We start from the raw sequence: 25,112 nt of genomic DNA on the forward strand, positions 1-25,112 counted from the left end.
GCGGTCGGGCGGCGGGTCAGGAGCCGGACTTGACAGCAGGGCCCCGAGCCAGCGAATTCGCTGACTCGGGGCCCTGCTGCCATCTGTACCCCCGACCGGATTCGAACCGGCGCTACCGCCTTGAGAGGGCGGCGTGCTAGGCCGCTACACAACGGGGGCGTGTGCTCTGGAGAGCCCTTGCGGACCGCTCCCGAACAACCTGCGAAACTCTAGCCGTAGCCGTCGTGACGCACAAAATCGCCGCCTGCTGACGGCGATTTTCGCTGGGATACTAGGACTCGAACCTAGAATAACTGGACCAGAACCAGTCGTGTTGCCAATTACACCATATCCCAATGGCCCCCGACTGCGGGGCCGATTCGGCTCGTCTCCGAGCCGAGAAGAAACCTTACACGCGAGGTCCGGAGGCCACCAAAACGCCTGGTCCCGACGGGGTTTCGGTCGTCGTACGAAGCCGTCGGCGCCGCGCCACCCAGAGCACCAGGCCGAGGTAGACCAACGACTGGGTGAGCGTCACCGGGATGGTCCACCAGGTGCCGCCGGACGGATTCAGGGTGGACGCGATGTCGGTGTAGGCGAGGGCCAGGCCGAAGGCCAGCCAGTTGTTGAGCACGTGCATCGCGATGCCCGCCTCGAGACCGCCGGTGAACACGACGAGCAGCCCCGCGACGATGCCGAACGCCAGCCGGTCGAAGAACACCGGGGCGCTCTGGGCGCCGTGCGCGAGGGCGAAGAGCACGGCCGGGAGCAGGATCGCGGCGCCCCGGGAGAGCCGCGGCCACCGGTCGAAGAGACCGCCGAAGGCCTGGGTCAGGTAGCCGCGGAACGCGTACTCCTCCCCCGCCGCCTGCAACGGCGTGAGCAGCACGACGACGATCAGGAAGTCGCGGATCGTCGACGTGAAGTCGTTGAGGTGGCCGCTCGTCTCGATGCCCTCGCCCTGCGCCGGCACGAGCGCGGACACGAACAGCGTCGCGACCAGGGCCACCACGGACAGCCCGAAGCAGGTCAGCAGCCAGCCCCACCGGATCTTCGGGAACACCGACGCGAGCCAGCGCGGCTTGAGGCCGTGGAAGAGCCGGGTCACCAGCCACGCGACCGGGATCGCGCTCGCCAGCGCGAGGTTCAGGTAGGCGAGCCCGAGCGGGGTCGGGTCGTCGAGGTCGATCAGCCGCTCCATGCTGTCGCCGACCGGTCGCCCGGCGACCGCGAACCCGAGCGCGAACGGCAGCTGGATGAGCACCGGGACGATCACCAGGAAGGCCGCCGCGAGCGCGGCGATGCCGACCAGTGGCCGCCAGGCTCCGGGCCGGCCTCCGCGGTGGATCAGGTGGTACGGCAGCCCCTCCGGCGCCATCTCAGCCCAGCGCGCTCTCGAGCCGGGCGATCGACCGCTCCCGACCGAGCAGCTCCATCGACTCGAACAGCGGCGGCGAGATCCGGCGACCGGTCACGGCCACGCGGACCGGGCCGAACGCGTTGCGCGGCTTGAGGCCCATCCCGTCGACCAGCTCGGCCTGGAGGGCGTCCTGGATCGCAGCCGTCGACCACTCCTCGAGCTTGCGCAGCGCGTCGAGGGCGCGGGCGACGACGGCCCGGCCGTCGGCGTTCAGCAGCTTCTCCGCGTCGGTCGGGTCGACGGTGAACGACGCCTCGTCGACGAAGAGGAAGCCCAGCATGTCGACCGACTCGGTGAGCTTGTTGATCCGCTCGGCGACCAGGGGCATGGCCAGCTCGAGCAGCTCGGCGTCGGCGTCGCTCACCGGGTCGGAGACGACGCCGGCGTCCTTCAGGAAGGGCAGCGCGCGGCGGGTGATCTCGTCGACGGAGAGCAGGCGCATGTGCGCCGCGTTGATGGCTTCCGCCTTCTTGATGTCGAAGCGCGCCGGGTTGGGGTTCACGTCGCCGATCTCGAACGCCTCGACCATCTCCTCCATCGAGAAGACGTCGCGGTCGGCCGCGATGGCCCAGCCGAGCAGCGCCAGGTAGTTGAGCAGCCCCTCGGGCAGGAAGCCCTGGTCGCGGTAGGCGAGCGCGTGCGCCTCCGGGTCGCGCTTCGAGAGCTTCTTGTTGCCCTCGCCCATGACGAACGGCAGGTGCCCGAACTCGGGCATGACCTTGCCGATGCCGAGCTCGATCAGCGCGGCGTGCAGCGGGATCTGGCGCGGGGTGCTGGAGAGGAGGTCCTCGCCGCGCAGCACGTGGGTGATCTCCATCAGCGCGTCGTCGACCGGGTTGACCAACGTGTAGAGCGGGTCGCCGTTGGCCCGGCACAGCGCGAAGTCGGGGACGAACCGGGTCTCGAAGGTCACCTCGCCGCGCACCAGGTCCTGCCAGGTGATCGACCCCTCGGGCATCCGGAACCGCACGACCGGCCGGCGGCCCTCGGCCTCGAAGGCGGCGCGCTGCTCGGCCGAGAGGTCGCGGCAGAACCCGTCGTACCCCATGACCTTGGAGCCGGATGCCTTGCGGCGCGCGTCGACCTCCTCGGTGGTGCAGAAGCAGTCGTAGGTGTACGACGACGCGGCCAGCTTGGCGAGCGCGTCGGTGTAGAGGTCGCTGCGCTCGCTCTGCTTGTACGGCGGGTGGGGGCCGCCGACCTCCGGGCCCTCGTCCCAGTCGAGGCCGAGCCAGCGCATCAGGTCGATGATCGCGTCGTACGACTCCTGGGTGCTGCGCTCCTTGTCGGTGTCCTCGATGCGGAAGACGAACGTGCCACCGTGGTGGCGGGCGAACGCCCAGTTGAACAGCGCCGTGCGGACCAGGCCGACGTGCGGGCTCCCGGTGGGGCTGGGAGCCATGCGTACGCGGACGGGGCCCTCGATCGGCTGGGTCATCGTCGTGCCACCTTGTTCGTCAGAGTGCCGAGGCCGGCGATCGAGATCTCGACCTCGTCACCGACCTCCATGGGGCCGACACCCTCGGGGGTGCCGGTGAGGATCACGTCGCCGGGCAGCAGGGTCATCACGCTGCTGACGTAGGAGATCAGGGTCGGGATGTCGAAGATCAGGTCCTTGGTGGACCCGTCCTGCTTGAGGTCGCCGTTGAGGTGCGTCTGGACGCTGCGCCCCAGCGAGAAGTCGTGCGGGTCGAGGTCCGTCTCGATCCACGGCCCGAGCGGGCAGAACGAGTCGAAGCCCTTCGCGCGGGTGAACTGGACGTCGCTCTTCTGCAGGTCGCGGGCAGTCACGTCGTTGGCGATCGTGTAGCCGTGGATGACGTCGGTGGCCTGCTCGACGGGCACGTCGCGGCAGATCCGGCCGATCACGACGGCCAGCTCGCCCTCGAAGTGGAGGTTCTGCGTCTGCGGGGGGTAGTAGATCGGGTCGCCCGGCCCGATCACGCTGGTGTTCGGCTTGAGGAACATCAGCGGCTCGGTCGGCAGGTCGTGGCCCAGCTCGGCGGCGTGCGCCGCGTAGTTGCGCCCGATGCCGACCACCTTGCTGCGAGGCAGCACCGGCGCGAGGAGGCGTACGTCGGCGAGCTTGTGCTCCTGTTCGAGCACCTTCACCCCGACGTACAAGGGGTCGCCGGCCAGGGCCACGACCACGCTCTCCGGGTCGGGCTGCCCGAACTCGTCGAGCTCTCCGGTGACCACGCCGTAGAGCGGGTCCTCGCCTGTGGTGAACCTTGCGATGCGCACCGTGCGAGCCTATCGACCCGTCCCGAGTGGCCGCCGCTCGGTCACGGCCCGGGGTAGTCACCACCCCGGACGTCGAAGAACTCCTCGAGGAGTCACCAGGACCGACCACGACCTCGAGCAGGCCCGGCACCTGGCGGAGACGGCGCCAGGCACGGACACGGGTGACCTTCGGCCCTGCTGCGGCCGGAGTCCATCCGCCTAGCGTCGGCCCCATGCGGACCCCGGTGCCGAAGTGCCCGATCCGGCTCGGCGAGCCGTGCTCGCTGTGCGAGCCCGGCGCGAGCGGCCCGGAGGACTGCGCCCTCGTCTGGCTGGTGATGACCGACCCCGAGCTGCGCGCCCGGCTCGATGAGATGCGTCGGGCCGGCCGCCGTTAGCCTTGCCGGATGGTGTCGACGCTCCTGGCTGAGCCGACCTGGCGCGCCCGGGCGACGGCCCACGAGGCCCGCGTCGACGCGTTCCTCGCGCCCCACCTGGCCCGCCGCTCCGAGCGGCGGAAGCACCCGGTCCACGACTTCCTCTTCACCTACTACTCCCAGCGGCCCGCCCAGCTGCGGCGCTGGCACCCGGGGTACGGCGTCGCGCTCGCCGACGCTCCCGAGTACGACGGGCTCAAGGGCTACGCCGACGGCACGGTCACCGCGGCGTACGTCGAGTCGCAGCGGCAGCTGCTCTCCGGCCTGCGCAACCTGCTGCGGGCGACCGCGTCGCGGCCGGCGAACTTCGGCTGCTTCGGCATGCACGAGTGGGCGATGGTCTACCGGCTCTCCGAGGACCAGACGCGGCACGCCGACTGGCCGCTGCGGCTCGGCCCGTCGGGCACCGACGCGGTCGTCGAGTCGCACCGGATCGCCTGCTCGCACTTCGATGCCTACCGGTTCTTCACGCCGGCGGCCGCGCCGCTCAACACGCTCTCCCCCACCAGCGCCGACCGGCCGTCGTACGAGCAGCCGGCCTGCCTGCACGCGGGGATGGACCTCTACAAGCACGCCTTCCGGCTGACGCCGATGATCAGCTCCGACCTGGTCGCCGACTGCTTCGAGCTGGCCCGCGACATCCGCGAGCTCGACATGCGCGCCGCGCCGTACGACCTGGCGGACCTGGGCTTCGAGCCGGTGCTGATCGAGACCGCGGCCGGCAAGACGGAGTACGCCGAGGCGCAGCGGGTCTTCGCCGAGCGGGGCGCACCTCTGCGGGCCCGCCTGGTCGCGGAGTGCGAGCGGTTGCTCGCCTGACCGGTGGTTGAGGAAGGACGAAGTCCTGTCTCGAAACCCCGGCACCGGAGGTCGGCACACCGCGGCACCTGAGGCGACTCGATCGGCACCTCAGGAGGAGGGACGCGACCGACCGGCGAACCAGACTCGACAGCATGACGATGAACGCCGTCCACCAGCCGCCCGCACCCGCACCCACCGCCCTCGGCCGGGAGCTCGTCACCTCGCTCATCGCCCTGGTCGCCGCTGCGAGCGCCGGGCTCGGGCTCGGCGTCGTCGACCTGCTCTGGAACGCGCGCCAGCCGTCGGCGTGGTCGACGATCGCCAACTCCTGCGCGGGATGGGCCGCCGCGGCGTTCGTGATCGGCGCCCTCCTGACCGCCACGCTGCGGCTCGGCGCGGCCCGCGCCGCCCTCGCCGCAGTCGTCCTGCTCACGGTGGCCGTCGAGGCGTACTACCTGGCCGGCGTGAGGTGGCTCGGCGACGACCCGAGCACCGTGACCTCCTCGGTCGCGCAGGAGTGGCTGGTGCTCTCGGTGATCGTCGGCGCGGTGTTCGGCGCCGCGGGCTCGTGGGCGGCCGGTCGCTCGACGGTCCTGGCGATCGTGGGCGTGGCGGCAGGGGCCTCCCTGCTGCTGGGCGACGCGCTCCATTTGCACTCCGCGCCCTTTGCCGCCGAGATGCTGGCCGAGGCCCGGATCCTGGCCCTCCTTGGCGCGCTGGTCCTGCTCATCGCACTCCCCCGGCCGCGAGTGCTCGTCGGCGCGCTGGTGCTCTGCGTGCCCTTCACGCTCTTCGCGGCGGCGGTGTTCAACACGTTCGGCATCCGGCTGTAGGGCAGAGCGGGACGAGGTTGCCCGTGGAGGTGTGCCTCCCGGTCTCACCGGCTCCAGAGCGGGTTCAGGAGGGGTGATTTCTCGAGACAGGCGCCAGCGCCCTCCCCAACCGCCGAGTCGGCGGTCGGGTGCGGGGATCTCGACACGGTTGCTGCGCAACCTGCCCGATCAACGATTGACTGGGGCCATGACCTCACGCCTGAGCGAGACCGTCACCGACGACCGCGTCGAGCTGTGACCCACCCCGGTCACAGCGTGCTGCTGGTCCCGGTGCCACCGCTGGAGGGCTACGTCCGCGCGCGGACGGCGCACTACGACCCGGCGTACCTCTCCGGCGACCCGGGCTTCGTGCACGCGCACGTGACGGCGCTCGGCCCGTTCGTCGACGAGCTGACCGACGACGTGGAGCGCCGGGTGGCGGCGATCGCGGCCGAGACGCCGGCGTTCGACTTCGTCCTCGACGCGATGGGCCGTTTCACCGACGGGACGCTCCACCTGCTGCCCGAGCCCGACGAGGGGTTCCGCAAGCTGACGGCCCGGTTGGCGGCGGAGTTTCCCGGGCATCCGCCGTACGCCGGGCAGTACGACGACTTCTTCCCCCACCTCACGCTCGACCGGCTGTCGGAGGAGGTCACCGAGGAGTCGACGCTCGCGCTGCTGGACGGCGTGCTGCCGGCCCGCTGCCGGGCGGAGCGGCTCGACCTGGCGTGGTACGAGCCGCACGGTTCCCGGGTGCTGCGGTCGTGGAGGTTAGGTTGATGTCCATGCGCCTCGGACGTCTCGCCGCCGCACTGCTCGCCCTCGCCCTGGTCGCGGCGCTCACCACGTCGGCCCGCGCCGCCGACGACCCGCGGTGGGTCTTCTACACGAAGGACAAGCACGACTACACGTCGCCGTGGTTCAACGGCGAGCACCGGATCATGGTGCCGTTCGGCTGCACGGTCGCGCCCTACTACTCCCCCGACCCGCGCTGCCAGGACGACCACGGCTTCCACCACGGCATCGACATCGCGATGCCCTGCGGCACCAAGCTCTTCGCGGCGGTGCGGGTGCGGGTGATGCCGAACGACTCGCTCGGCCCGGCGTACGGCGACAACCCGGTGCTGCTGCGCAACCGCAAGCGCGGCTTCGACCTCGTCATCGGCCACACCCACAAGGTCTACGTGAAGCCTGGCGACATGGTCGCCAAGGGCACGATGTTCGCCCGCGCCAACGACCGCGGCGCCCCCGACGGCTGCCACCTGCACTTCGAGAAGCGCGCGGTCGGCGGCGGGCTGTCGAGCGCGGTCGCCCCGCGCGACCTGCTCCGGCTCACCCGCGTGAAGGCGGGCCGAGGGTGAGCGAGCGCGTCCTCCAGCACTTCCTCGACACCGACGGTCGGCTGCACACGATCCCGTCGAAGCACGCGAAGCTGCTGGTCGTGCTCGACCACCTCGCCCAGTCCTTCGAGCCCGGCCGGCACTACCCGGAGGCCGAGGTCAACGCGATCCTCGAGCGCGCGCACCCCGACTACGCCGCGTTGCGCCGCTACCTGGTCGAGAACCAGTTCCTCACCCGGGAGGCCGGCGTCTACTGGCGCAGCGGCGGCACCTTCGATGTCTGACCCCGTCACCGGTGGGCACCTGCGCGATCTCGACTGGTACGGCGAGCAGCTCGGCGCCGCGTCGTACACCGGGGTCACCTTCACCGACGTCGACCTCAGCGAGTGCACGTCGGCGGGCGCGACCTTCGAGGGCTGCACGTTCCACCACTGCCGCTTCAACTCCTCGACGCACGTCGCGTCGGCGTTCGTGGCGTGCGACTTCCGGCGCAGCAACTTCTTCGACGCGACGTTCGACGGCTGCAAGCTGACCGGGTCGGTGTTCGCCGAGTGCGTGACGAGGCCGATGGTCGTGCGCGGCGGTCAGTGGCGCGGGGTCACCCTGCGCGGCGCGAGGCTCACCGGCCTCGACCTCGCCGGCCTCGACCTGCGCGACTCGGACCTGTCGATGGCCGACCTGACCGGCTCGTCGCTGCGCGGCGCCAAGCTCGGGCACGCGCTCGTGCGCGAGACGAACCTGACCGACGCCGACCTGCGCGGCGCCGACCTCGACGCGGTCGACCTGTCCGTGGCGACCCTGCGCCGTACCCGGGTCGACCTGTCCGGTGCCGTCCTGCTCGCGGAGCTGGGCGGCGCGGTCGTCGACACGTCGGTGTAGTCCCTGACGAAATCGGGGTCTGCCGCGCGATTCGACCCCGCTTTCGTGAGGGACTACCGCGAAACGCGCACCCGCACCCGGATCCCGTCCATCACCAGGCCGAGACCGAGGGCGAAGTCGGAGCCGGGTCGGGGGGCGTCGTCGATGGCGCCCGCGCTGCCGGCCTGGAGGTGGGTCTGCTCGTCGGAGACGTGGCCGAAGACGAAGTGCAGGAGGGTGCGGGCGGCGGTGCGGGTGAGGGCCGGGTCGAGGCCGGCGTCGCCGAGGGCCGCGACCAGCTCGTCGTACGGCGCGCTCGCGCCCAGCCCGAACGCGTGGACGGTGGCGACCAGCTCCGCGCCGTCGCGGTAGGCGAGCATCGCGTCGCGCAGCTGCGTGCAGACGGCGACCGCGCGGTCGTCCCAGGCGTCGGGGCGCGGGCCGGGGGCGCCGCGCGCGAGGATCTCGTCGGCGACCGCCGCGAGCAGGGTCTGCTTGTTGGCGAAGTGGTGGTAGAGCGCGCTGGGCTGCAGCCCGAGCTCGGCCCCGAGCCGGCGCATGGTGAGGTCGGCGAGGCCGTAGGAGTCGAGCACCCCGAGGGCCTGCTCGACGATGTCGGCGCGGCGGTAGCGCATCTCACACTCCTTCGCAGGGCTGACGGCCGGTCGGCGTTGACCGCGGCAGGCCCGAACCCTAACCTGAACACCGTTCAGCTGACCACCTGCCAGGAGTGCCCATGACCACGTCGTTCGACCAGCTCGCCAGCAGCATCCTCGACGGGAAGCCGGCGACCGAGGACGACGCCCTCGCGGTGCTGCGCGCCCACGACGACGAGCTGCTCCACGTGGTGGCCGCGGCCGGCCGCCTGCGCCGCGAGTACTTCGGCAAGACGGTCAAGGTCAACTACCTGGTCAACCTCAAGTCCGGGCTGTGCCCCGAGAACTGCAACTACTGCTCCCAGGCGCTCGGCTCGACCGCCGACATCCTCAAGTACAAGTGGCTCAACACCGACGAGGCGCTCGAGCAGGCGACGGCCGGCCTGCGCGGCGGCGCCACCCGGGTCTGCATGGTCTCGAGCGGCCGCGGCCCCACCAACAAGGACGTCGAGCGCGTCGCCGACATGGTCGGCACGATCAAGGCGGAGCACCCGAACGTCGAGATCTGCGCCTGCCTCGGCCTGCTCAAGGACGGCCAGGCCGAGCGCCTGCGCGATGCCGGCGTCGACGCCTACAACCACAACATCAACACCGCCGAGTCCCACCACGACACGATCGTGCAGACCCACACGTACGCCGACCGGGTCGACACCGTGGGCAAGGCCAAGAGCGCCGGGCTGTCGGCCTGCAGCGGCCTGATCGCCGGCCTGGGCGAGAGCGACGAGCAGCTGGTCGAGGCGCTCTTCGCGCTCCGCGACCTCGGGTCCGACTCGATCCCGGTCAACTTCCTGATGCCGTTCGACGGCACGCCGTACGAGAACACCTGGGAGCTCTCCCCCGCGCGCTGCGTGAAGATCCTGGCGATGGCCCGCTTCGTGTGCCCCGACCGCGAGATCCGCATCGCGGCCGGGCGGGAGATGCACCTGCGCTCCCTCCAGGCCCTCGCGCTGCACGTCGCCAACTCGATCTTCCTCGGTGACTACCTCACGTCCGAGGGCCAGGACGCCGCGGCCGACCTCGAGCTCATCGCCGACAACGGCTTCGTGGTGCTGGGCGCCGACGAGGACCCCCGCCCCGTAGGCGCCGGACTCTCGCACGACCCGGCCAAGCGGCGCCGTGGCGCCGGCACCGCCGAACGCCCCAACGCCTGACCTCGGTGCTCATGACCTCCACGCCCGACGCCCTCCTCGCCTTCGACCGCGAGCACGTCTGGCACCCGTACACCTCCATGACCGAGCCCGCCCCGACGCGGCTGGTGACCGGCGCGAACGGCGTCCGGCTGCGGATGGCCGACGGCGCCGAGCTGGTCGACGGCATGTCGTCGTGGTGGGCCGCGATCCACGGCTACAACCACCCGGTGCTGAACGCCGCCCTGCACGCCCAGGTGGACGCCTACGCCCACGTGATGTTCGGCGGGCTGACCCACGAGCCCGCGATCCGCCTCGCCCAGCGCCTCGTCGACCTGACCCCGGCCGGGCTCGAGCACGTCTTCCTGGCGGACTCGGGGTCGGTGAGCGTCGAGGTGGCGCTGAAGATGGTGCTGCAGTACCAGCGCGGCGTCGGACGACCCGAGCGCACCCGGATGCTGACCGTGCGCGGCGGCTACCACGGCGACACCTTCGGCTGCATGAGCGTGTGCGACCCGGTGGGCGGCATGCACTCGATGTTCGCGGGCGTCCTGCCCCAGCAGGTCTTCGCCGACCGGCCTCCCGCGGCCACCGGCGACGCCGACCTCGACCTGGCCGCCGTCGCGGCCTGGGTCGAGGGCTTCGAGCGCCTGGCCGCCGAGCACGCCCACGAGCTCGCGGGCATCGTCGTCGAGCCGCTGCTCCAGGGCGCCGGCGGCATGCACGTCTACCCGGCAGGGTGCCTCGCGGTCATGCGCGAGGTGGCCGACCGGCACGACCTGGTGCTGGTCTTCGACGAGATCGCCACCGGCTTCGGTCGCACCGGCACCCTGTTCGCCGCCGACGCCGCCGGCGTCACCCCCGACGTGATGTGCCTCGGCAAGGCCCTGACCGGCGGCTACCTCACCCTCGCCGCCGTGCTCTGCACCCCGCGGATCGCGGTCGGTCTCTCCCACTCGGAGTCGGGCGTGCTCATGCACGGCCCGACGTACATGGGCAACCCGCTCGCCTGCGCGGTCGCGCTCGCCAGCCTCGACCTCCTCGAGACGACCGACTGGCGCGCGAACGTGGACCGGGTCAACGCCGGCCTCGTCTCCGGGCTCGCGGCGACCCGCCACCTCCCCGGGGTCGTCGACGTCCGCACGGTCGGCGCCGTCGGCGTCGTCCAGCTGGACCACCCGGTCGACCTGACGCTGGCCACCAAGGCGGCCGTCGAGCACGGCGTCTGGCTCCGGCCCTTCCGCGACCTCGTCTACACGATGCCGCCGTACGTGACCGACGACGGCGACGTCGCCCGGATCTGCGCCGCCGTCGACGCCGCCGCGAGGGTCGCATGAGCTGGATCCGATGAGCTGGGACGACTGGCTGGCTCGCCAGGCGGAGCGCCGCGAGCGCGGCGGACTGCGCCGCCGCCTGAGCCCGCGGGGCCCCGACGACGCGGTCATCGACCTCGCCGGCAACGACTACCTCGGTCTGTCCCGGCACCCCGACGTGACGGCGGCGGCCGCCGCGGCCACGACCACCTGGGGCGCCGGCTCCGGTGCCTCGCGCCTGGTCACCGGGACGCTGCAGCTGCACGCCGATCTGGAGGCTGCGCTGGCGTCGTACCTGGGCCAGCCCGCTGCCCTGGTCTTCTCGACCGGCTACCACGCCAACCTCTCCGTCGTCGCCGCACTGGCCGATCGCGACTGCCTGGTGGTCTCGGACGCCCACATCCACGCCTCCCTCATCGACGCGGTCCGGCTCTCGCGGGCCGACCTGCGGGTCGTGCCCCACAACGACGTCGACGCCGTGCGCGACGCGCTCGCCGGGGCCGGCGGCCGGCGCACCCTCGTGCTCGCCGAGTCGATCTACTCCGTGCTCGGCGACGAGGGGCGGCTGGTCGAGCTGGCCGCGGCCTGCGCGGAGCACGGCGCGCTCCTGGTCGTCGACGAGGCGCACGGGCTGGGCGTCCACGGGCCCGGCGTGGTGCACCGGCTCGGCCTGGCCGGCCTCCCCCACGTCGTGGTGACCGCGACCCTGTCGAAGTCGCTCGGCAGCCAGGGCGGCGCCGTGCTCACGACCCCGGCGATCGTCGAGCACCTCGTCAACCGGGCCCGCCCCTTCATCTTCGACACGGCGCTCGCCCCGGCGCCCACCGCGGGTGCCCTGGCCGCGCTCGAGCTGCTCCGGTCGTCGCCCGACCTGCCCGGCCTCGTGCGCCGCCGGGTGCACGACCTCGCGGCCACGCTCGGTGTCGAGCCGCCCGCCGGCGCCGTCCTCTCGGTGCCGATGCCGTCGCCGGCGGTGGCGCTCCAGGCCCAGGCCGACGCGCTCGCGCACGGCGTCCGGGTCGGCTGCTTCCGGCCGCCGTCGGTCCCGGACGGCATCTCCCGCCTGCGGATCACCATCAACGCCGGCGTCGGCGACGAGGCCTGGGCGCGCGCCACCGAGGTGCTCGTCGCCGTCGTCAAGGAGCACCAGTGACCGGCCGCGTCATCGTCGTCACCGGCACGTCGACCGGGGTCGGCAAGACCGTCGCGACCGCCGCGCTGGCGGTGCGCGCCGCCGCACACGGTTCGGTCGTGGTCGTGAAGCCCGTGCAGACCGGGACCCAGGACGGCGACTCCGACGCCCGGGAGGTGCAGCGGCTCACCGGACTGACGGTGCACGAGTACACCGCCCTCGACGAGCCGCTCGCCCCCGACACCGCCGCCCGCCGCCAGGGCGTGCCGATCCCCCCGGTCAGCGAGTACGCCGCCCGGGTGCTGGCGCTGGCCGAGCTCCACGACACCGTGGTGGTCGAGGGTGCCGGCGGGCTGCTGGTCCGGCTGGACACCGACGACGGCACCCTGCTCGACCTCGCCGCCGAGCTCGCGCAGACGCTGCCGGTCGAGGTGGTCGTCGTCGCGGCCGCCGGCCTGGGCACCCTCAACCACGCGGAGCTGACCGTCGGCGCCCTGCGCGGCCGCGGTCTGGAGCCGGCCGGACTGGTCATCGGCTCGTGGCCCGACGAGCCCGGTCTCGCCGAGCGCTGCAACGCCGACGACCTGCCGCGGGTGACCGGCGTACCGCTCCTGGCCACCGTGCCGGCCGGCTCGGGAGCCCTGGACCGCGCCTCCTTCGCGGTCGCGTCACCGACGTGGTTCGGCGGCTCCTGACAGACGGTCCGCGCGGACGTACCGCGGCTCGTGGTCCGCGATCGTCTGCATCGGCTTCGGCACCGTCAACCGGAGTAGGGCACCTCGGTCTGCCAGGCGTGCTCGTCCTGGCGGGCGGCCGCCCAGATCGCGTCGGCGACCCGGTCGGGCGTGAAGGCGCCCTCCCGCGAGAGCGTGCCGCGCACGGTCACCGAGACGGCGCGGATGCCGTCGGGCTCGAGGGTCGCGTCGAGGCTGTGCACGAGGTTGCGGACCCCGGCCTTCTGCACGCCCAACGACGCCGCCTTGTGCCACGGCTTGTCGGCGGCCATGCTGCCGGTGACCGTGACCCGGGCACCCGACGACATGAACGGCCGCGCCGCCTGGACGGCGGTCAGCAGGGCTCCGACGCCGAGTGCGACGTCCTGCAACAGGTGGGCCACGGTGAGGTGGAGCGGGTCCTCCTCACGGAAGGCGCTCGGGTTGAAGTGGAGCACGTCGATGCGGCCGGTGTGCTCGCCCATCCGCCGGATCGCGGCCGTCGTGGCCTCGGCGTCGGTCACGTCGACCACGGTGTGCCCGACCGTCGCACCGAGCGCCTCGAGCTCGCCGGCCAGCTGGACCAGCTGCTCCTCGTCGACGCCGAGCAGCCCGACGTCGTACCCCTCGCTCGCGAAGCGGCGCGACACCGAGCCGCTGACTCCCGGACCTGCTCCGACGACGACGATGACCGGCCTGCTCATGGAGCCAAGGTAGTCACCACAGGTCGCCCTCGCGCCAGTCACAGGTGATCGGGGCGTCCAGGTCGAGGCCGTCCGCCCAGACGTAGAGGGAGTCCTCGTCGGGGGTCTCGACGATCCCGTCCGGCGTGAGCGCGGCCGCCGGGCCGCGCCAGCGCGACCAGCCCCGGGACTCGTACAGCGCCCGACCCTCGCCCGTCGAGCAGAGCGCCAGCAGGTCGTAGCCGAGGGCCAGCTCCTCGAGCGCGGCCAGCACCCGGTGACCCAGTCCGCGTCGGCGCTGCGCGGCGTCGACGGCCACCGCCTCGACGTAGCCGCAGCGCAGCCAGCGCCCGCCGACCAACAGTCGGCGCAGCACCACGGCACCGTGCCCGACCAGGCGGCCGTCGTCGGTCACCAGCGCGTGCATCCCGCCGAGGGCGTGCTCCCAGTCCGCGTCGGAGAAGTCGCCGAACGACGCGTCGCAGAGCGCGCGGACGGCGGCGACCTCGGCCGACGACAGCTGGGCGGTGTGTCCGACGCTCACCATCCCGGCGGCCTCCGACCGGCCCACGGCGCGGCCGCCTCGACCTGGGCGGACAGCGCGAGCAGCAGCTCCTCCTCGGCCGGCCGGGCCGCGAGCATCACGCCGACGGGCAGACCGTCGGCGGTCCAGTGCAGCGGCAGCGAGACCGCCGGCATGCCGGTGACGTTCCACGCCGACGTCCACGGCGTGAAGGCCTTCTGGGCGTCGAAGTCGGCCTGCGGGTCCGCGTCGTTCCTCATCGCGCCGACCTTCACGGGCGGCGACGCCAGCGTCGGCGTCAGCACCGCGTCGTACGGCGCGAGTGCGGTGAGCGCGCCGGCCGCGTAGCGGCGCATCGCACCGATCGCGAGGCCGAACTCGGGGCCGCTCACCGCACGGCCCCGATCGGACAGCCAGCGGGTGAGCGGGCGCAGCAGCTGCTCCCGCTCGGGCGGGACGGTCGAGAGGGCGGTCAGCACGGCCCAGCAGGTCTCGAAGACGGGGACCGCCTCGCGCGGCAGCGGGACCGCGACGTCGACGACCTCGTGGCCGAGCGACTCCAGGAGCCGGGACGCGTCCTCCCACGCCTGCACGCACGCGGGGTCGATCGCGGCGTCGGTGATGACCGGCTCGATGAAGCGCGCGATCCGGAGCCGCCCCGGGTCGCGGTCGCAGGACGACAGGAAGCTCTCGGACGGAGGTGGCGCCCACGACGGGTCCCCCACCCGGCGACCGGCGAGCACGTCCAGCATCGCCGCCGCGTCGCGCACGGTCCGGGCGATCGAGCCCGCCGTCGCCAGACCCACCGGGTCGCCGTACGTGGGGTGACCGCTGATCCGCCCGCGCGTGGGCTTGAGGCCGACGAGGCCGCAGCACGAGGCCGGGATCCGGATCGAGCCGCCGCCGTCGGAGCCCTGGGCGACCGGCACCAGGCCGGCGGCGACCGCGGCCGCCGCACCGCCCGACGATCCGCCGGCGGTCCGGGCCCGGTCCCACGGCGTGACCGCCGGCGCGGCGACGTCCGGCTCGGTGTAGCAGGGCGAGCCGAACTCCGGCGTGTTGGTCTTGCCGAGGCTGACCATCCCGGCCGCCTCGATCGAGAGGGTGACGCCGTCGGAGACGTCGGGCACGAAGTCCGCGAACGCCGCGGAGCCGAAGGTCGTGCGCACGCCCGCGGTCAGGTTCAGGTCCTTGATCGCGGTCGGCACTCCGTGCAACGGCGACGTGCCCGCGCCGAGGGTCGCGGCCCGCTCCCGGGCCAGCTCGGGGGTGAGCGTGACGAACGCGCCGACCGAGTCGAGCCGGTCGGCGCGTTCGAGGTAGTGCTCGGTGAGCTCGAGCGGCGACACCTCGCGGCGTCGGACGAGCTCACCCTGCTCCAGCGCGGTCAGGTCATGGAGTGCGGCCATGACCTGACGCTAGCCCTCCGGGCAGGGTCAGGCGGCGAGGGTCGGGTCGTAGTCCACCAGGGTGCGGACCGCGGCGTTGAGCCGGTCCAGCACGTCGGGGTCGGTGAGCACGTCGACCTCGAGGGCGGACTGCGAGACGGTCACGTCCTCGACGACGACCGCGCCGGCGACCCCGGCCGAGCGGGCGGCGTCGGCGTGCGCCCACTTGCCGCCGTACGGCGTGGGGGTCGCGCCGACCACCCCGAACGGCTTGCCGACCATCGCGCCGGCGCCGTACGGGCGCGACAGCCAGTCGATCGCGTTGTTGAGCACGGCCGGCATGGTGCCGTTGTACTCGGGGGTGACGGCCAGGACGCGGTCGGCGGCGCCGACCTGCTTGCGGAGCCGGTCGGCGGCGGCCGGGATGTCGAGCGGGTTGTCGATGTCCTCGTTGTAGAACGGGATCTCACCCAGTCCGTCGATGAGCTCGACGGTGACGCCCTCGGGCGCCTGGTCGCGGAGGGTCTCGGCGAGCTTGCGGTTGACGGAGTCGCTGCGGAGGCTGCCGACGAGGACGGCGATGGTGGTGTGGGTCATGACGGCGAAACGGACCACGGTCCGCTTTCATTCCCGATCCGGAGATCGTGCTTGTGCGCGCTGAGTCACACCCCGCTCAATAGAGTGGACCCACCATGTCCGACTCGCCGCAGGGGCCTCGCCTCCTCCCCCTCCTCGACGCGCTCCCGCCGGAGCGCCGCGACGCCGCGCGCAACCGCGTCGCGCTGCTCGAGGCGGCCGAGCGGCTGGTGGGCCACTGCGGGGTCGAGGGCGTGACGATGGACGCCGTCGCCGCCGAGGCCGGGGTGGGCAAGGGCACGGTCTTCCGCCGGTTCGAGTCCCGCGAGGGCCTGATGGCCGCGCTGCTCAACCACTCCGAGACGGAGTGGCAGGCCGCGGTGATGTCCGGGCCGCCGCCGCTCGGACCGGGCGCCGACCCGTGGGAGCGGCTGATCACCTTCGGCCACTCGCGGCTCGAGACCGTCCTCCACCACGCCGACCTGATCCGGGCCGCCGGGCGAGCCGGTGCCCGGTCGTACGCCGCCTACTCGTTCTCGGTCATGCACGTCCGCTACCTGCTGCACGACCTCGAGGTCACCGGCGACCTCCCCCTGCTCGCCGTCGCCCTGCTCGCCCCGCTCGAGGCGCCGATCCTCGACCAGCAGGTGCGGATCGAGGGGTTCGACGTCGAGCGGATCCACCGCGGCTGGGTCGACCTCGCGCGGCGGATCGTGGGGCGTTAGCCCGCGCTTTCGTGGCGGCGCAGGCCGAAGGTGACGCCGTCGACCAGGGCGCCCCACGACGCCTCGATGACGTTCGCACCGACGCCCACCGTCACCCACGACGACTCGCCGTCGCTGGTCTCGATCAGCACCCGCGTGATCGCGTCGGTGCCGTGGCCCTGGTCGAGGATCCGCACCTTGTAGTCGATCAGCTCGAACTTCGCGACCTCCGGGTACGCCTGCCCGATCGCCTCACGCAGCGCGTGGTCGAGCGCGTTGACCGGCCCGTTGCCCTCGCCGGTGACCACGTAGCGGACGCCGTCGGCCTTGAGCTTCACGGTCGCCTCGGTGGCGGCCACGTCGCGCGCCGTCCGGTTCGGGAGGGTCTCGGTGATCACCCGCCACGACTCGACCTCGAAGTACGACGGCCGCACGCCCTCGACCTCCTCGACCAGCAGCAGCTCGAACGACGCGTCGGCCGCCTCGAAGGTGTAGCCGCCGTTCTCGAGCCGCTTGACCCGGTCGGTGATCCGGGTGACCAGCTCGCGGTCGCCGGAGAGGTCGAAGCCGAGCTCGCGCCCCTTCAGCTCGATCGACGCGCGACCGGCCATGTCGGAGACCAGCAGCCGCATGTCGTTGCCGACGCCCGCCGGGTCCATGTGCTGGTAGAGGTTCGGGTCCACCTTGATCGCGCTGGCGTGCAGGCCCGCCTTGTGGGTGAAGGCCGAGCTGCCGACGTACGGCTGCCGCGACGCCGGCGGGAAGTTCGTGACCTCCGCGACCGCGTGCGCGATCCGGGTGGCGTCGCCGAGCAGGCCCTCCGGCAGCACCTGGCGATCCAGCTTGAGCTGGAGGTTGGCGACCACGGAGACGAGGTCGGCGTTGCCGGTGCGCTCGCCGTACCCGTTGATGGTGCCCTGCACGTGGGTGGCGCCGGCCTCGACCGCGGCCAGCGTGTTCGCGACCGCGCAGCCGGTGTCGTTGTGGCAGTGGATCCCGACCCGCACCTGGGCGCTCTCGCGCACGTCGTGGACGACGTCGGCCACCCAGCCGGGCAGCATGCCGCCGTTCGTGTCGCAGAGCGCGATCACCTCGGCGCCCGCGTCGTACGCCGTGCGCAGCACCTCGAGCGCGTAGTCGCGGTTGGCCCGGTAGCCGTCGAAGAAGTGCTCGGCGTCGAGGAAGACCGTCTGGCCCTCGGCCCGCAGGTGGCTGACGGTGTCGCGGATCATCGCGAGGTTCTCCTCGAGCGTGGTCCGCAGCGCCAGCTCGACGTGCCGGTCGTGCGACTTCGCGACCAGGGTCACCACGCCCGCGCCGCTGTCGCGCAGCGCCGCGATGCCCGGGTCGTCGGCGGCGCGTACGCCGGCCCGCCGGGTGGACCCGAAGGCGGCCAGCCGGGCGTTGCGCAGGTCGAGCTCGGCGGCCGCCCGGCGGAAGAACTCGGTGTCCTTGGGGTTCGCGCCCGGCCAGCCGCCCTCGATGTAGCCGACCCCGAGGCCGTCGAGCTGGCGCGCGATGGACAGCTTGTCCGCGACGGAGAGGTTGAGGCCCTCCTGCTGCGCACCGTCGCGCAGGGTGGTGTCGTAGACGTGGAAGTCGCCGTGCAGGTCCATCGGATATCACTCTCGGAGGTGGGACAGGTCAGGGCACAAAAAAACCTCTCGGGGTACGAGAGGTCAGCGCGTCGGGCGGGGCTCGACGCGCTAGGGAATGATGATCTCGGTGGAGATCGACAGCTGCTGCATGGGGTTCATGCTGCCACGGACTGCAGGCGGAGGCCACCGGTCTCGGCATGCGGGCGGCCGTCGTCGGGCGTCCAGGTCGGTCCGCTCAGGTCGGCGCGGAAGCCGAGACCCGCGCCCAGGGCGAGGACGACGAGCAGCGCCACCACCCAGCGCCGCGGGTCGGCCGAGAGCGGCACGACGACCCGGCCGACCGGTCCGCGCACCCGGGAGCCGCCGGGCCCCAGCCACAGCGAGACCGTGAGCACGAGCCCGCAGACGAAGAGTGCCAGGCCGAGCCCGGTGGCGACCGCGTAGCAGACGAGCGCCGCGGCGACGGCCAGCCCCAGACTCCAGAGCGCGAGCAGCAGGGTGCCCGGGATGGACTGCACGAGGTGCCACGGCGCGGCGACGAGCAGCTGCGCCCCGTCGTACCACCGGCGCCCGCGCAGCTCGCGGCGCTGGTCGTGGGCCGACGCGGCCAGTGATCCGCTGCGCAGCAGCCAGACCAGGAGCAGCAGCACGGCGGCGGTCACCCAGGGGTACGCCGCGCACGCGGCGCCGGTGGTCAGCGCGGCGCCGACGAGCAGCACGCCGCGGCGCAACCGCTCGGCGAACGAGACCTTCGGCGCCGGCGGCCCCTGCGGCTCGGGCTGGTGGAAGGAGGTCAGCGCGAGCGTCAGCGGCTCGGCCGTGTCGTGCCCCGGCCAGACGTCGGTGACGTCGTCGGCCGCGGCCTGGGACGCGAGGGCCAGCGGGATCGTGTACGGGTCGTGCTCCACGGCAGCGGGAGGCGCCGCCGGCGGGTCGCCGCGCCGGGTGGTCTGCGGGCGCAGCCAGGCCAGGATCTGCGGGAGCGTCGGGCGCTTGAGCGGCTCGGGGTCGAGCGCCGCGGCCACCACCTGGCGCAGCTCGGGCGGCAGCCCCTCGAGGTCGAACTGGCCACGGCGGACCCGGTCCATGACCGCCATCGACGGGCCGCGGCCGAACGGCGGTCGCCCGAGCCCGGCGTACGCGACGGTCGCCGCCCAGGAGTGCACGTCGGAGGCGGTCGTCGCGTCCTCGCCGTACAGGATCTCGGGCGCGAGGTAGCCGGGCGTGCCCAGCAGCCAGCCGGTGTGGGTGAGCTTGGGGTCGTCGGCGACCCGGGCCAGGCCGAAGTCGATGAGGATCGGGGTGCGCCCCTCCATCAGCACGTTGGAGGGCTTCACGTCGCGGTGCAGCACGCCGACCGCGTGCACGGTCGCGACCCCCTCGGCGAGGCACGCGGCGAACCAGGTCAGGTCGGGGCCGGTGATCGCGCCCTCCTCCACGACGTGGTCGTGCAGCGACAGCCCGGGCACGTAGCGGGTGGCGACGTACGGGATCTCGGCCCACGGGTCGGCGTCGACGATCTCGGCCACCCAGCGGCTCCGGATCCGGCTCAGCGAGCTGACCTCGCGGGCGAGCCGGCGCCGGGCCTCGTCATCGCCGACGATGTGCGGGCGCAGCACCTTGAGGGCCACCCGCTCGCCGCCGTCGCGGCGGGCCAGGTGGACGACGCCCATGCCGCCCTCGCCGAGCTTGCCGAGCAGGGCGTAGCCGCCGACCGTCCGGTCCGTGCGCCCCGGCGGCCCCGACGGCACACCGGATCCGGAGGGCATCGACACGGTCCGAGGCTACCTGCGCGCCCGCCCGGAGACCGGCCGCCGGGCCAGCGTGGCACTGGCCGGATCCATTGACTAAGGTTAGCCTTACCTTCCCTACACTCCCTCTGGATCCGAAGGACGTCCATGACCGCGACCGTGTCGGCGCCCGCGAGCGCACCTCCGGGGCCACCCGACGTACGGCGCGGCACCCTCCGCGGGATCGTCGGGCTCGCGCTGCTGCTGGCGTTCGCCGCCCTGCTCAGCCTGGCGATCGGCAGCCGGAGCATCCCGCTGACCACGGTGGTCGACGTGCTGCTCCGCCCCGACGGCTCCGACGCGTCCACGATCGTCCACGGTCTGCGCATCCCGCGGACCGTGCTCGCGATCGCGGTCGGCGTCTCCCTCGGGGTGGCCGGCGCGCTGATGCAGGGCCACACCCGCAACCCGCTCGCGGACCCGGGGCTGCTTGGTGTCGAGGCGGGCGCGGCGTTCGCGGTGGTGATCGGCATCTTCGTCTTCGGCGTTACCGACCTGACCGGCTACGCGTGGTTCTCCCTGGTCGGCGCCGGCGTCGCCGCGGCGGCCGTGTTCGCGATCGGGTCGACGCGCGGCGGACCCGACCCGGTCTCGCTGGTGCTCGCCGGGGCCGCGGTCAGCGCGCTGCTGCTCGCCCTCACCCAGGCGGTGGTCCTCCGCGACGTCGACACCCTCGACGCCTACCGCTTCTGGGCGGTCGGGTCGGTGTCGGGCCGCGACACGGACGTCTTCTGGCAGGTGCTGCCCTTCATCGCGGTCGGCCTGGGCCTGGCGGCGACGAGCGCCTCGACGCTCAACCTGCTCCAGCTCGGTGACGACGTCGCCGCCTCGCTCGGCCTGCGCCCGATGCGGCACCGGATGATCGGCGTCCTCGGCGTGATGATGCTGACCGGGGCCGCGACCGCCGCCTGCGGCCCGGTCGGCTTCGTCGGCCTGGTCGTCCCCCACGTGGCCCGCTTCCTCGCCGGCGTCGACTACCGCTGGGTGATCCCCTACTCGGGCCTCGTCGGCGGGCTGCTCGTCGTGCTCGCCGACATCATCGGCCGGGTCGTCGTGCGCCCGGCCGAGCTCCAGGTCGGCATCGTGATGGCGCTGATCGGCGGCCCGGTCTTCATCGTCCTGGTCCGCCGCAACCGGATGGTGCGGATATGAGCGTCCTGCCGCACGTCTCCCCCACCCTGGCCGCGCCGCTGCGGGTCGGCCGCGCCTCGTGGCTGGTCCCGCTGCGGGCCGGTCTGGTGGCGATCGGCGGCCTGGGCATGCTCGCGGTGCTGGTCGCGCTCGACCTCTCGCTGGGCGACTTCGCGATCCCGGTCGGCGACGTGGTCCGCACCCTCCTCGGTGGCGGTGACCCCGGCCAGCGGTTCATCGTGATGGAGCTGCGGCTCCCCCAGACCCTGGTCGCGATCCTGGTCGGCGCCGCGCTCGGCCTCTCCGGCGCCCTCACCCAGACCTTCGCCCGCAACCCGCTGGCCAGCCCCGACATCCTCGGCGTCACCCAGGGGGCCGCCCTCGGCGCGGTCGGGGTGATCGTGCTCGCCGGCGGCTCCGGGTACGGCGCCGGCCTGGTCGGCGGCACGCTGCAGCAGGTCGGCCTGCCGATCGCGGCCTTCGTCGGCGGCCTGGGGACCGCGACCCTGCTCTACCTCCTGTCGTGGCGGCGCGGCATCGACGGGCAGCGACTGGTGCTGATCGGCATCGGGCTCAGCTTCGCGCTCGCCGCCGGCACGTCGTACCTGCTCACCCACGCCCGGATCCAGGACGCCGCCAGCGCCCAGGTCTGGCTCAACGGCTCGCTCAACGCGCGCGGATGGGAGCAGGCGACGCCGCTGCTGTGGACGCTGCTGGTGTTGGTGCCGGTCGCGCTGCTGGTCGCGCGCAGCCTCAACGCGCTCCAGCTCGGCGACGACTCCGCCCGCGGCCTGGGCGTCCGGCTGCAGGTCACCCAGCTGCTCACCCTGGTGGCCGCCGTCGGCCTGGCCTCGGTCTCGGTCGCCGCGGTCGGGCCGCTGGCGTTCGTGGCGTTCGTGGTGCCGCAGGTCGCGCTGCGGCTGACCGCCGGCTCGCGGCCACCGATGCTCGCCTCGATGACCCTCGGCGCCTGCCTGGTGGTGGGTGCCGACCTGGTGACCCGGGTCGTCATCCCGTTCGCCCTGCCCGCCGGGCTCGTCACGGCCGCCATCGGCGCGCCGTACCTGATCTGGCTCCTGCTCCGCACCAACCGAAAGGTGTCGGCATGAACGACGCACCCACCCCGGCCCGGCTCCACGCCGACGCCGTCACCGTCGGCTACGGCGGCGAGCCGGTCGTGCGCGACCTCAGCCTCGCCATCGCCGACGGCCGGGTCACGACGATCGTCGGGCCCAACGGCTGCGGCAAGTCGACGTTGCTGCGCACCATGGCCCGGCTGCTCAGGCCGACGAGCGGCCGGGTGCTGCTCGACGGCGAGCCCGTCCACGACGCCTCCACCAAGGAGGTCGCCCGCCGGATGGCGCTGCTGCCGCAGAGCCCGATCGCGCCCGACGGGCTGCTGGTCCGCGACCTGGTCGGCCGCGGACGACACCCGCACCAGCGGTGGTTCAGCCAGTGGTCCGCGGGCGACGAGGCGATCGTCGAGGCGGCGCTGGAGATGACGGACACCAGCGACCTGCGTGATCGCGCGCTCGACCAGCTCTCGGGCGGTCAGCGCCAGCGCGCGTGGATCGCGATGACGCTGGCGCAGGACACCGAGCTGCTGCTGCTCGACGAGCCCACGACGTACCTCGACCTCGCCCACCAGGTCGAGGTCCTCGACCTGGTGACCCGGCTCAACCGCGAGCGCCACCGCACGGTCGTGATGGTGCTCCACGACCTCAACCTCGCGGCCCGCTACAGCGACGTGATCGTCGTGATGAAGGACGGCGTGGTCGTCTGCGAGGGCGACCCGACCACCGTCTTCACGCCCGCGATGCTCGCCGAGACCTTCGGCCTCGAGGCCGACGTGCTGCCCGACCCGCGCACCGGTCTCCCGATCGTCGTCCCCACATCGTCGGCGGCTGCTGCCGCCGCGCCCCACCCCGATGACGCCCGACTGAGAGAGCTGGCCCATGTCCCGCATCCCTGACCTGCCCCGACGACGACTCCTGGCGAGCGGCCTGGCCGTCCTGACCGCGGTGACCCTCGCGGGCTGCGGCAGCAGTGACTCCGCAGGCGCGCCGACCGCGCAGGACGACACCACCCCGAGCGCGGGCCCGTGGACCTGGACCGACGACCTCGGCCAGACCGTGGAGCTGGACGAGGCGCCGGTGCGGATCGCGGCGTACGGCGACGCGGCGGCGGCGCTGTGGCACTTCGGGGTCACCCCGGTCGCGATCTTCACCTGGATGGACCCGGCAGAGGACACCATGTTCGACGACCTCGACCTGGCGCAGACCGAGATCGTCGGCTCGACGTACGGCGAGATCAGCCTCGAGAAGCTCGCCGCCGCCGCCCCCGACCTCATCGTCGCGACGTCGTACACCGGCAACACCCCGGACGAGATGTACGGCTTCAAGGACAAGACCCAGCTGGCGAAGGTCAAGGAGATCGCTCCCGTCATCGCCGTCGCCCAGGTCGGCTCGATGAAGGACGTCATCGAGACGAACGAGAGACTTGCCGCCTCCCTCGGCGTCGACACCGGCGAGGGCAGCCAGGTCGCCGAGGACCGCGCGGCGTTCGAGGCGGCCTCGCAGGAGCTCACCGACGCGGCCGCGAGCGGGCTCTCGGTCGTGCCGATCTACGCCGACGCCGACGGCCTCTACGTGGCCAAGGCGCCCGACGACCCGGCGCTGACGTACTACCAGGACCTCGGCGTGAACTTCACGCCCATCGGCGGCAAGGACTACTACTGGGAGATCCTCAGCTGGGAGAACGCCGACCGCTACGACCCGGACATCTTCCTCAACGCCACCCGCAACTCCTACTCGATCGAGCAGCTCGGCGAGCAGCCGACGTTCGAGCGGCTCGCCGCCTTCAAGGCCGGTCAGGTGCACCCGTGGGACTCGTCGTCGATGGACTACCCGTCGCAGACGGGCTACATGAAGGAGCTGGCCAGCTGGCTTCGCTCCGACGAGGACGTCGTGTCCTAGACCTAGCACGCAAAGGTGCGCGACTAGCACGTCGAGGGACCGCGGTAAATCAGCGAAGTCGGGCCTCAGGCCGATGCGTCACCTCGCCGCCTGACGGCGTCCGGCTCGTCGAGATCTCGAACTCGCATTCCGCGATCACGCGATGTCCAGGTCGGTACGGCCTCGGCGACGTAGGCGAGACGGCTCTGGCGCCGGAAGGAGGTTGATCACGGACTCGCCCGCTCCCGCAGCAGGGGAAGTTCAGTCCAACTGCGTTCTGGAAAGCCCCTCGCGGAAGCCGTCTACGTCTGGGAAGAGGACGCGGCGCCGCCGGTTGTAAGTCCGTTTCAGCGGGTCGCGGATCTTGTCCTTGACGTGGGCTGGGATAACGATCGCGCAGAACGGGACGCTCGCCGGCCGCCCCGGTCCCCTTTCCTTGAAGAGGAGCTTGTCGAGCTTGTCCTCTCCCGGAGGGAGCCCGATGGGATTCAACCCGAGGACGCCGGGGGCCTTGTGTCGCTTCGGCACGGCGCTCCCAAGAAAGAATCCCTCCTGCGCCTTCATGCGTTCGTCGGGAAGTGCTGGGAACGCCCGAAACATCGCCCTGCTCTTCTGAGACTTCGCAAGAGCGTGGGCATACGACGCTCCAAGGGGATCTTCCATGTGCCCCCACGTCTGGCCCTCCGTGTGATGGAACGTCTCATACCAATCGGTCTTCGTGACATCTACCGCGAACAAGACGCCCGGACTTCTGCGCACGTTGCCGTCCGCTTCCGGCTTGTGCTCCTCCGTCGCAAACCACAGCGCCGTCATGGGGTTGGCGGTCACGTCGATGAGACGGGTCGGAACTCCGTGGTGCTGTAGGACTGCGAGCATGTGCATGTCGGTAGCTGAAGTTCCTAGGTCTCGGCCGAGACCCCACGTACGCGCTTCGGGACTGCTGAAGGTTTGGTT

Annotated in this window: 27 protein-coding genes and 2 tRNA genes; 16 read left to right on the forward strand and 13 right to left on the reverse strand. The window is 72.5% G+C overall.

The genetic code is table 11. The features are described from left to right. Window positions 1-86: 86 nt before the first annotated feature. The 5 genes from PD653B2_RS23165 to PD653B2_RS23185 all read right to left on the reverse strand — a co-directional run bounded on the left by PD653B2_RS23165 (window position 87) and on the right by PD653B2_RS23185 (window position 3,643). A tRNA-Glu gene (locus PD653B2_RS23165) sits at window positions 87-159 on the reverse strand. A gap of 104 nt (window positions 160-263) precedes the next feature. After that, window positions 264-335: transfer RNA gene (locus tag PD653B2_RS23170), tRNA-Gln, on the reverse strand. 53 nt (window positions 336-388) lie between these two features. Further along, window positions 389-1,357 carry a CPBP family intramembrane glutamic endopeptidase gene (locus PD653B2_RS23175; RefSeq protein WP_085874791.1) on the reverse strand — a complete coding sequence of 323 codons (969 nt, stop codon included), beginning with the start codon at window positions 1,355-1,357 and terminating at the stop codon, window positions 389-391. A gap of 1 nt (window position 1,358) precedes the next feature. After that, entirely contained in the window at window positions 1,359-2,837 is a 1,479-nt protein-coding gene (gltX, locus tag PD653B2_RS23180) for a glutamate--tRNA ligase (protein ID WP_085874792.1), read from the reverse strand. Continuing rightward, a complete protein-coding gene (locus tag PD653B2_RS23185; protein WP_085874793.1) occupies window positions 2,834-3,643 on the reverse strand; it encodes a fumarylacetoacetate hydrolase family protein in 810 nt (269 codons plus the stop codon). Before PD653B2_RS23185 ends, gltX begins: the two co-directional genes overlap by 4 nt. A gap of 212 nt (window positions 3,644-3,855) precedes the next feature. Here PD653B2_RS23185 and PD653B2_RS25230 point away from each other — a divergent pair, with 212 nt between their 5' ends. From PD653B2_RS25230 to PD653B2_RS23215, 7 genes are all read left to right on the forward strand, one after another. Continuing rightward, window positions 3,856-4,020, forward strand: a complete 165-nt coding sequence (locus PD653B2_RS25230) for a DUF6767 domain-containing protein (RefSeq protein WP_165763593.1) — start codon at window positions 3,856-3,858, stop codon at window positions 4,018-4,020. Window positions 4,021-4,029: 9 nt separating this feature from the next. Further along, window positions 4,030-4,878 (forward strand): 3-methyladenine DNA glycosylase, encoded by an 849-nt coding sequence (locus PD653B2_RS23190; protein WP_085874794.1) that lies wholly within the window; start codon window positions 4,030-4,032, stop codon window positions 4,876-4,878. A 134-nt stretch (window positions 4,879-5,012) separates the two neighbouring features. Beyond that, a complete protein-coding gene (locus PD653B2_RS23195) occupies window positions 5,013-5,693 on the forward strand; it encodes a DUF6518 family protein (RefSeq protein ID WP_085874795.1) in 681 nt (226 codons plus the stop codon). A 234-nt stretch (window positions 5,694-5,927) separates the two neighbouring features. Then, on the forward strand, window positions 5,928-6,452 hold the full coding sequence (locus tag PD653B2_RS23200) for a 2'-5' RNA ligase family protein (RefSeq protein WP_085874796.1): 525 nt from the start codon (window positions 5,928-5,930) through the stop codon (window positions 6,450-6,452). A 5-nt stretch (window positions 6,453-6,457) separates the two neighbouring features. Further along, complete coding sequence (locus PD653B2_RS23205) at window positions 6,458-7,033, forward strand: M23 family metallopeptidase (RefSeq protein WP_165763594.1); 576 nt, start codon at window positions 6,458-6,460, stop codon at window positions 7,031-7,033. Beyond that, window positions 7,030-7,296 (forward strand): DUF2087 domain-containing protein, encoded by a 267-nt coding sequence (locus PD653B2_RS23210; RefSeq protein ID WP_085874798.1) that lies wholly within the window; start codon window positions 7,030-7,032, stop codon window positions 7,294-7,296. The genes PD653B2_RS23205 and PD653B2_RS23210 overlap by 4 nt, the downstream gene beginning before the upstream one ends. Then, window positions 7,289-7,891: a pentapeptide repeat-containing protein gene (locus tag PD653B2_RS23215; protein WP_085874799.1), complete on the forward strand. Its 603-nt coding sequence runs from the start codon at window positions 7,289-7,291 to the stop codon at window positions 7,889-7,891. The genes PD653B2_RS23210 and PD653B2_RS23215 overlap by 8 nt, the downstream gene beginning before the upstream one ends. Window positions 7,892-7,944: 53 nt before the next feature. Here PD653B2_RS23215 and PD653B2_RS23220 read toward each other — a convergent pair whose 3' ends face one another. Continuing rightward, window positions 7,945-8,505 (reverse strand): TetR/AcrR family transcriptional regulator C-terminal domain-containing protein, encoded by a 561-nt coding sequence (locus PD653B2_RS23220; protein WP_085874800.1) that lies wholly within the window; start codon window positions 8,503-8,505, stop codon window positions 7,945-7,947. A 101-nt stretch (window positions 8,506-8,606) separates the two neighbouring features. On the opposite strand from PD653B2_RS23220, the gene bioB reads away from it, so the two are divergent. Genes bioB through bioD form a run of 4 tightly spaced genes read left to right on the forward strand, consistent with a single transcriptional unit; the run spans window position 8,607 to window position 12,793 of the window. Beyond that, complete coding sequence (bioB, locus tag PD653B2_RS23225; protein ID WP_085874801.1) at window positions 8,607-9,677, forward strand: biotin synthase BioB; 1,071 nt, start codon at window positions 8,607-8,609, stop codon at window positions 9,675-9,677. Between the two features lie 11 nt (window positions 9,678-9,688). Continuing rightward, window positions 9,689-10,990: an adenosylmethionine--8-amino-7-oxononanoate transaminase gene (locus tag PD653B2_RS23230; RefSeq protein ID WP_085874802.1), complete on the forward strand. Its 1,302-nt coding sequence runs from the start codon at window positions 9,689-9,691 to the stop codon at window positions 10,988-10,990. Between the two features lie 10 nt (window positions 10,991-11,000). Further along, the gene (locus PD653B2_RS23235) at window positions 11,001-12,119 is read left to right on the forward strand and encodes an 8-amino-7-oxononanoate synthase (RefSeq protein WP_085874803.1); all 1,119 of its coding nucleotides are present in this window, start codon (window positions 11,001-11,003) and stop codon (window positions 12,117-12,119) included. Next, the gene (bioD, locus tag PD653B2_RS23240; protein ID WP_085874804.1) at window positions 12,116-12,793 is read left to right on the forward strand and encodes a dethiobiotin synthase; all 678 of its coding nucleotides are present in this window, start codon (window positions 12,116-12,118) and stop codon (window positions 12,791-12,793) included. Before PD653B2_RS23235 ends, bioD begins: the two co-directional genes overlap by 4 nt. 65 nt (window positions 12,794-12,858) lie before the next feature. On the opposite strand, the gene PD653B2_RS23245 is transcribed toward bioD, so the two are convergent. Genes PD653B2_RS23245 through PD653B2_RS23260 form a run of 4 tightly spaced genes read right to left on the reverse strand, consistent with a single transcriptional unit; the run spans window position 12,859 to window position 16,002 of the window. Next, a complete protein-coding gene (locus tag PD653B2_RS23245; protein ID WP_085874805.1) occupies window positions 12,859-13,515 on the reverse strand; it encodes an SDR family oxidoreductase in 657 nt (218 codons plus the stop codon). Between the two features lie 13 nt (window positions 13,516-13,528). Further along, window positions 13,529-14,065 (reverse strand): GNAT family N-acetyltransferase, encoded by a 537-nt coding sequence (locus tag PD653B2_RS23250; protein WP_242665416.1) that lies wholly within the window; start codon window positions 14,063-14,065, stop codon window positions 13,529-13,531. After that, on the reverse strand, window positions 14,035-15,426 hold the full coding sequence (locus PD653B2_RS23255; RefSeq protein WP_085874806.1) for an amidase: 1,392 nt from the start codon (window positions 15,424-15,426) through the stop codon (window positions 14,035-14,037). The genes PD653B2_RS23250 and PD653B2_RS23255 overlap by 31 nt, the downstream gene beginning before the upstream one ends. 27 nt (window positions 15,427-15,453) lie before the next feature. Next, entirely contained in the window at window positions 15,454-16,002 is a 549-nt protein-coding gene (locus PD653B2_RS23260) for an NAD(P)H-dependent oxidoreductase (RefSeq protein ID WP_085874816.1), read from the reverse strand. Window positions 16,003-16,097: 95 nt separating this feature from the next. Between PD653B2_RS23260 and PD653B2_RS23265 the strand changes: the two genes are divergently transcribed. Then, window positions 16,098-16,706 carry a TetR/AcrR family transcriptional regulator gene (locus PD653B2_RS23265; protein ID WP_085874807.1) on the forward strand — a complete coding sequence of 203 codons (609 nt, stop codon included), beginning with the start codon at window positions 16,098-16,100 and terminating at the stop codon, window positions 16,704-16,706. Here the strand turns inward: PD653B2_RS23265 and cimA are convergent. Together cimA and PD653B2_RS23275 are read right to left on the reverse strand one after the other, a co-directional pair. Beyond that, the gene (gene cimA, locus PD653B2_RS23270; RefSeq protein ID WP_085874808.1) at window positions 16,703-18,301 is read right to left on the reverse strand and encodes a citramalate synthase; all 1,599 of its coding nucleotides are present in this window, start codon (window positions 18,299-18,301) and stop codon (window positions 16,703-16,705) included. The genes PD653B2_RS23265 and cimA overlap by 4 nt on opposite strands. Window positions 18,302-18,438: 137 nt before the next feature. Beyond that, window positions 18,439-20,052, reverse strand: a complete 1,614-nt coding sequence (locus PD653B2_RS23275) for a serine/threonine-protein kinase (RefSeq protein ID WP_242665417.1) — start codon at window positions 20,050-20,052, stop codon at window positions 18,439-18,441. 129 nt (window positions 20,053-20,181) lie between these two features. Here PD653B2_RS23275 and PD653B2_RS23280 point away from each other — a divergent pair, with 129 nt between their 5' ends. Genes PD653B2_RS23280 through PD653B2_RS23295 form a run of 4 tightly spaced genes read left to right on the forward strand, consistent with a single transcriptional unit; the run spans window position 20,182 to window position 24,179 of the window. Next, window positions 20,182-21,225, forward strand: a complete 1,044-nt coding sequence (locus PD653B2_RS23280) for a FecCD family ABC transporter permease (RefSeq protein ID WP_085874810.1) — start codon at window positions 20,182-20,184, stop codon at window positions 21,223-21,225. Beyond that, window positions 21,222-22,313 carry a FecCD family ABC transporter permease gene (locus tag PD653B2_RS23285; RefSeq protein ID WP_085874811.1) on the forward strand — a complete coding sequence of 364 codons (1,092 nt, stop codon included), beginning with the start codon at window positions 21,222-21,224 and terminating at the stop codon, window positions 22,311-22,313. Before PD653B2_RS23280 ends, PD653B2_RS23285 begins: the two co-directional genes overlap by 4 nt. Next, window positions 22,310-23,176: an ABC transporter ATP-binding protein gene (locus tag PD653B2_RS23290; RefSeq protein ID WP_085874812.1), complete on the forward strand. Its 867-nt coding sequence runs from the start codon at window positions 22,310-22,312 to the stop codon at window positions 23,174-23,176. Before PD653B2_RS23285 ends, PD653B2_RS23290 begins: the two co-directional genes overlap by 4 nt. Then, complete coding sequence (locus tag PD653B2_RS23295; RefSeq protein WP_085874813.1) at window positions 23,160-24,179, forward strand: ABC transporter substrate-binding protein; 1,020 nt, start codon at window positions 23,160-23,162, stop codon at window positions 24,177-24,179. Before PD653B2_RS23290 ends, PD653B2_RS23295 begins: the two co-directional genes overlap by 17 nt. Before the next feature lie 240 nt (window positions 24,180-24,419). Here PD653B2_RS23295 and PD653B2_RS23300 read toward each other — a convergent pair whose 3' ends face one another. Further along, window positions 24,420-25,040, reverse strand: coding sequence for an FRG domain-containing protein (locus PD653B2_RS23300; RefSeq protein WP_085874814.1), 621 nt, complete (start codon window positions 25,038-25,040; stop codon window positions 24,420-24,422). Window positions 25,041-25,112: the final 72 nt, after the last annotated feature.

The organism is Nocardioides sp. PD653-B2 (assembly GCF_002117935.1).
Classification (GTDB): Bacteria; Actinomycetota; Actinomycetes; order Propionibacteriales; family Nocardioidaceae; genus Nocardioides.

Bases quoted from the DNA above. Each gene is read 5' to 3' on its own strand.
- gltX (WP_085874792.1), bottom strand. From the start codon at position 2,837: ATGACCCAGCCGATCGAGGGCCCCGTCCGCGTACGCATGGCTCCCAGC.
- PD653B2_RS23230 (WP_085874802.1), top strand. From the start codon at position 9,689: ATGACCTCCACGCCCGACGCCCTCCTCGCCTTCGACCGCGAGCACGTC.
- PD653B2_RS23215 (WP_085874799.1), top strand. From the start codon at position 7,289: ATGTCTGACCCCGTCACCGGTGGGCACCTGCGCGATCTCGACTGGTAC.
- PD653B2_RS23295 (WP_085874813.1), top strand. From the start codon at position 23,160: ATGTCCCGCATCCCTGACCTGCCCCGACGACGACTCCTGGCGAGCGGC.
- PD653B2_RS23205 (WP_165763594.1), top strand. From the start codon at position 6,458: ATGCGCCTCGGACGTCTCGCCGCCGCACTGCTCGCCCTCGCCCTGGTC.
- cimA (WP_085874808.1), bottom strand. From the start codon at position 18,301: ATGGACCTGCACGGCGACTTCCACGTCTACGACACCACCCTGCGCGAC.
- PD653B2_RS23195 (WP_085874795.1), top strand. From the start codon at position 5,013: ATGACGATGAACGCCGTCCACCAGCCGCCCGCACCCGCACCCACCGCC.
- PD653B2_RS23245 (WP_085874805.1), bottom strand. From the start codon at position 13,515: ATGAGCAGGCCGGTCATCGTCGTCGTCGGAGCAGGTCCGGGAGTCAGC.
- PD653B2_RS23190 (WP_085874794.1), top strand. From the start codon at position 4,030: ATGGTGTCGACGCTCCTGGCTGAGCCGACCTGGCGCGCCCGGGCGACG.
- PD653B2_RS23280 (WP_085874810.1), top strand. From the start codon at position 20,182: ATGACCGCGACCGTGTCGGCGCCCGCGAGCGCACCTCCGGGGCCACCC.
- PD653B2_RS23220 (WP_085874800.1), bottom strand. From the start codon at position 8,505: ATGCGCTACCGCCGCGCCGACATCGTCGAGCAGGCCCTCGGGGTGCTC.
- PD653B2_RS23260 (WP_085874816.1), bottom strand. From the start codon at position 16,002: ATGACCCACACCACCATCGCCGTCCTCGTCGGCAGCCTCCGCAGCGAC.
- bioB (WP_085874801.1), top strand. From the start codon at position 8,607: ATGACCACGTCGTTCGACCAGCTCGCCAGCAGCATCCTCGACGGGAAG.
- PD653B2_RS25230 (WP_165763593.1), top strand. From the start codon at position 3,856: ATGCGGACCCCGGTGCCGAAGTGCCCGATCCGGCTCGGCGAGCCGTGC.
- PD653B2_RS23235 (WP_085874803.1), top strand. From the start codon at position 11,001: ATGAGCTGGGACGACTGGCTGGCTCGCCAGGCGGAGCGCCGCGAGCGC.
- PD653B2_RS23265 (WP_085874807.1), top strand. From the start codon at position 16,098: ATGTCCGACTCGCCGCAGGGGCCTCGCCTCCTCCCCCTCCTCGACGCG.
- PD653B2_RS23285 (WP_085874811.1), top strand. From the start codon at position 21,222: ATGAGCGTCCTGCCGCACGTCTCCCCCACCCTGGCCGCGCCGCTGCGG.
- PD653B2_RS23300 (WP_085874814.1), bottom strand. From the start codon at position 25,040: ATGCACATGCTCGCAGTCCTACAGCACCACGGAGTTCCGACCCGTCTC.
- PD653B2_RS23255 (WP_085874806.1), bottom strand. From the start codon at position 15,426: ATGGCCGCACTCCATGACCTGACCGCGCTGGAGCAGGGTGAGCTCGTC.
- PD653B2_RS23290 (WP_085874812.1), top strand. From the start codon at position 22,310: ATGAACGACGCACCCACCCCGGCCCGGCTCCACGCCGACGCCGTCACC.
- PD653B2_RS23275 (WP_242665417.1), bottom strand. From the start codon at position 20,052: ATGCCCTCCGGATCCGGTGTGCCGTCGGGGCCGCCGGGGCGCACGGAC.
- PD653B2_RS23175 (WP_085874791.1), bottom strand. From the start codon at position 1,357: ATGGCGCCGGAGGGGCTGCCGTACCACCTGATCCACCGCGGAGGCCGG.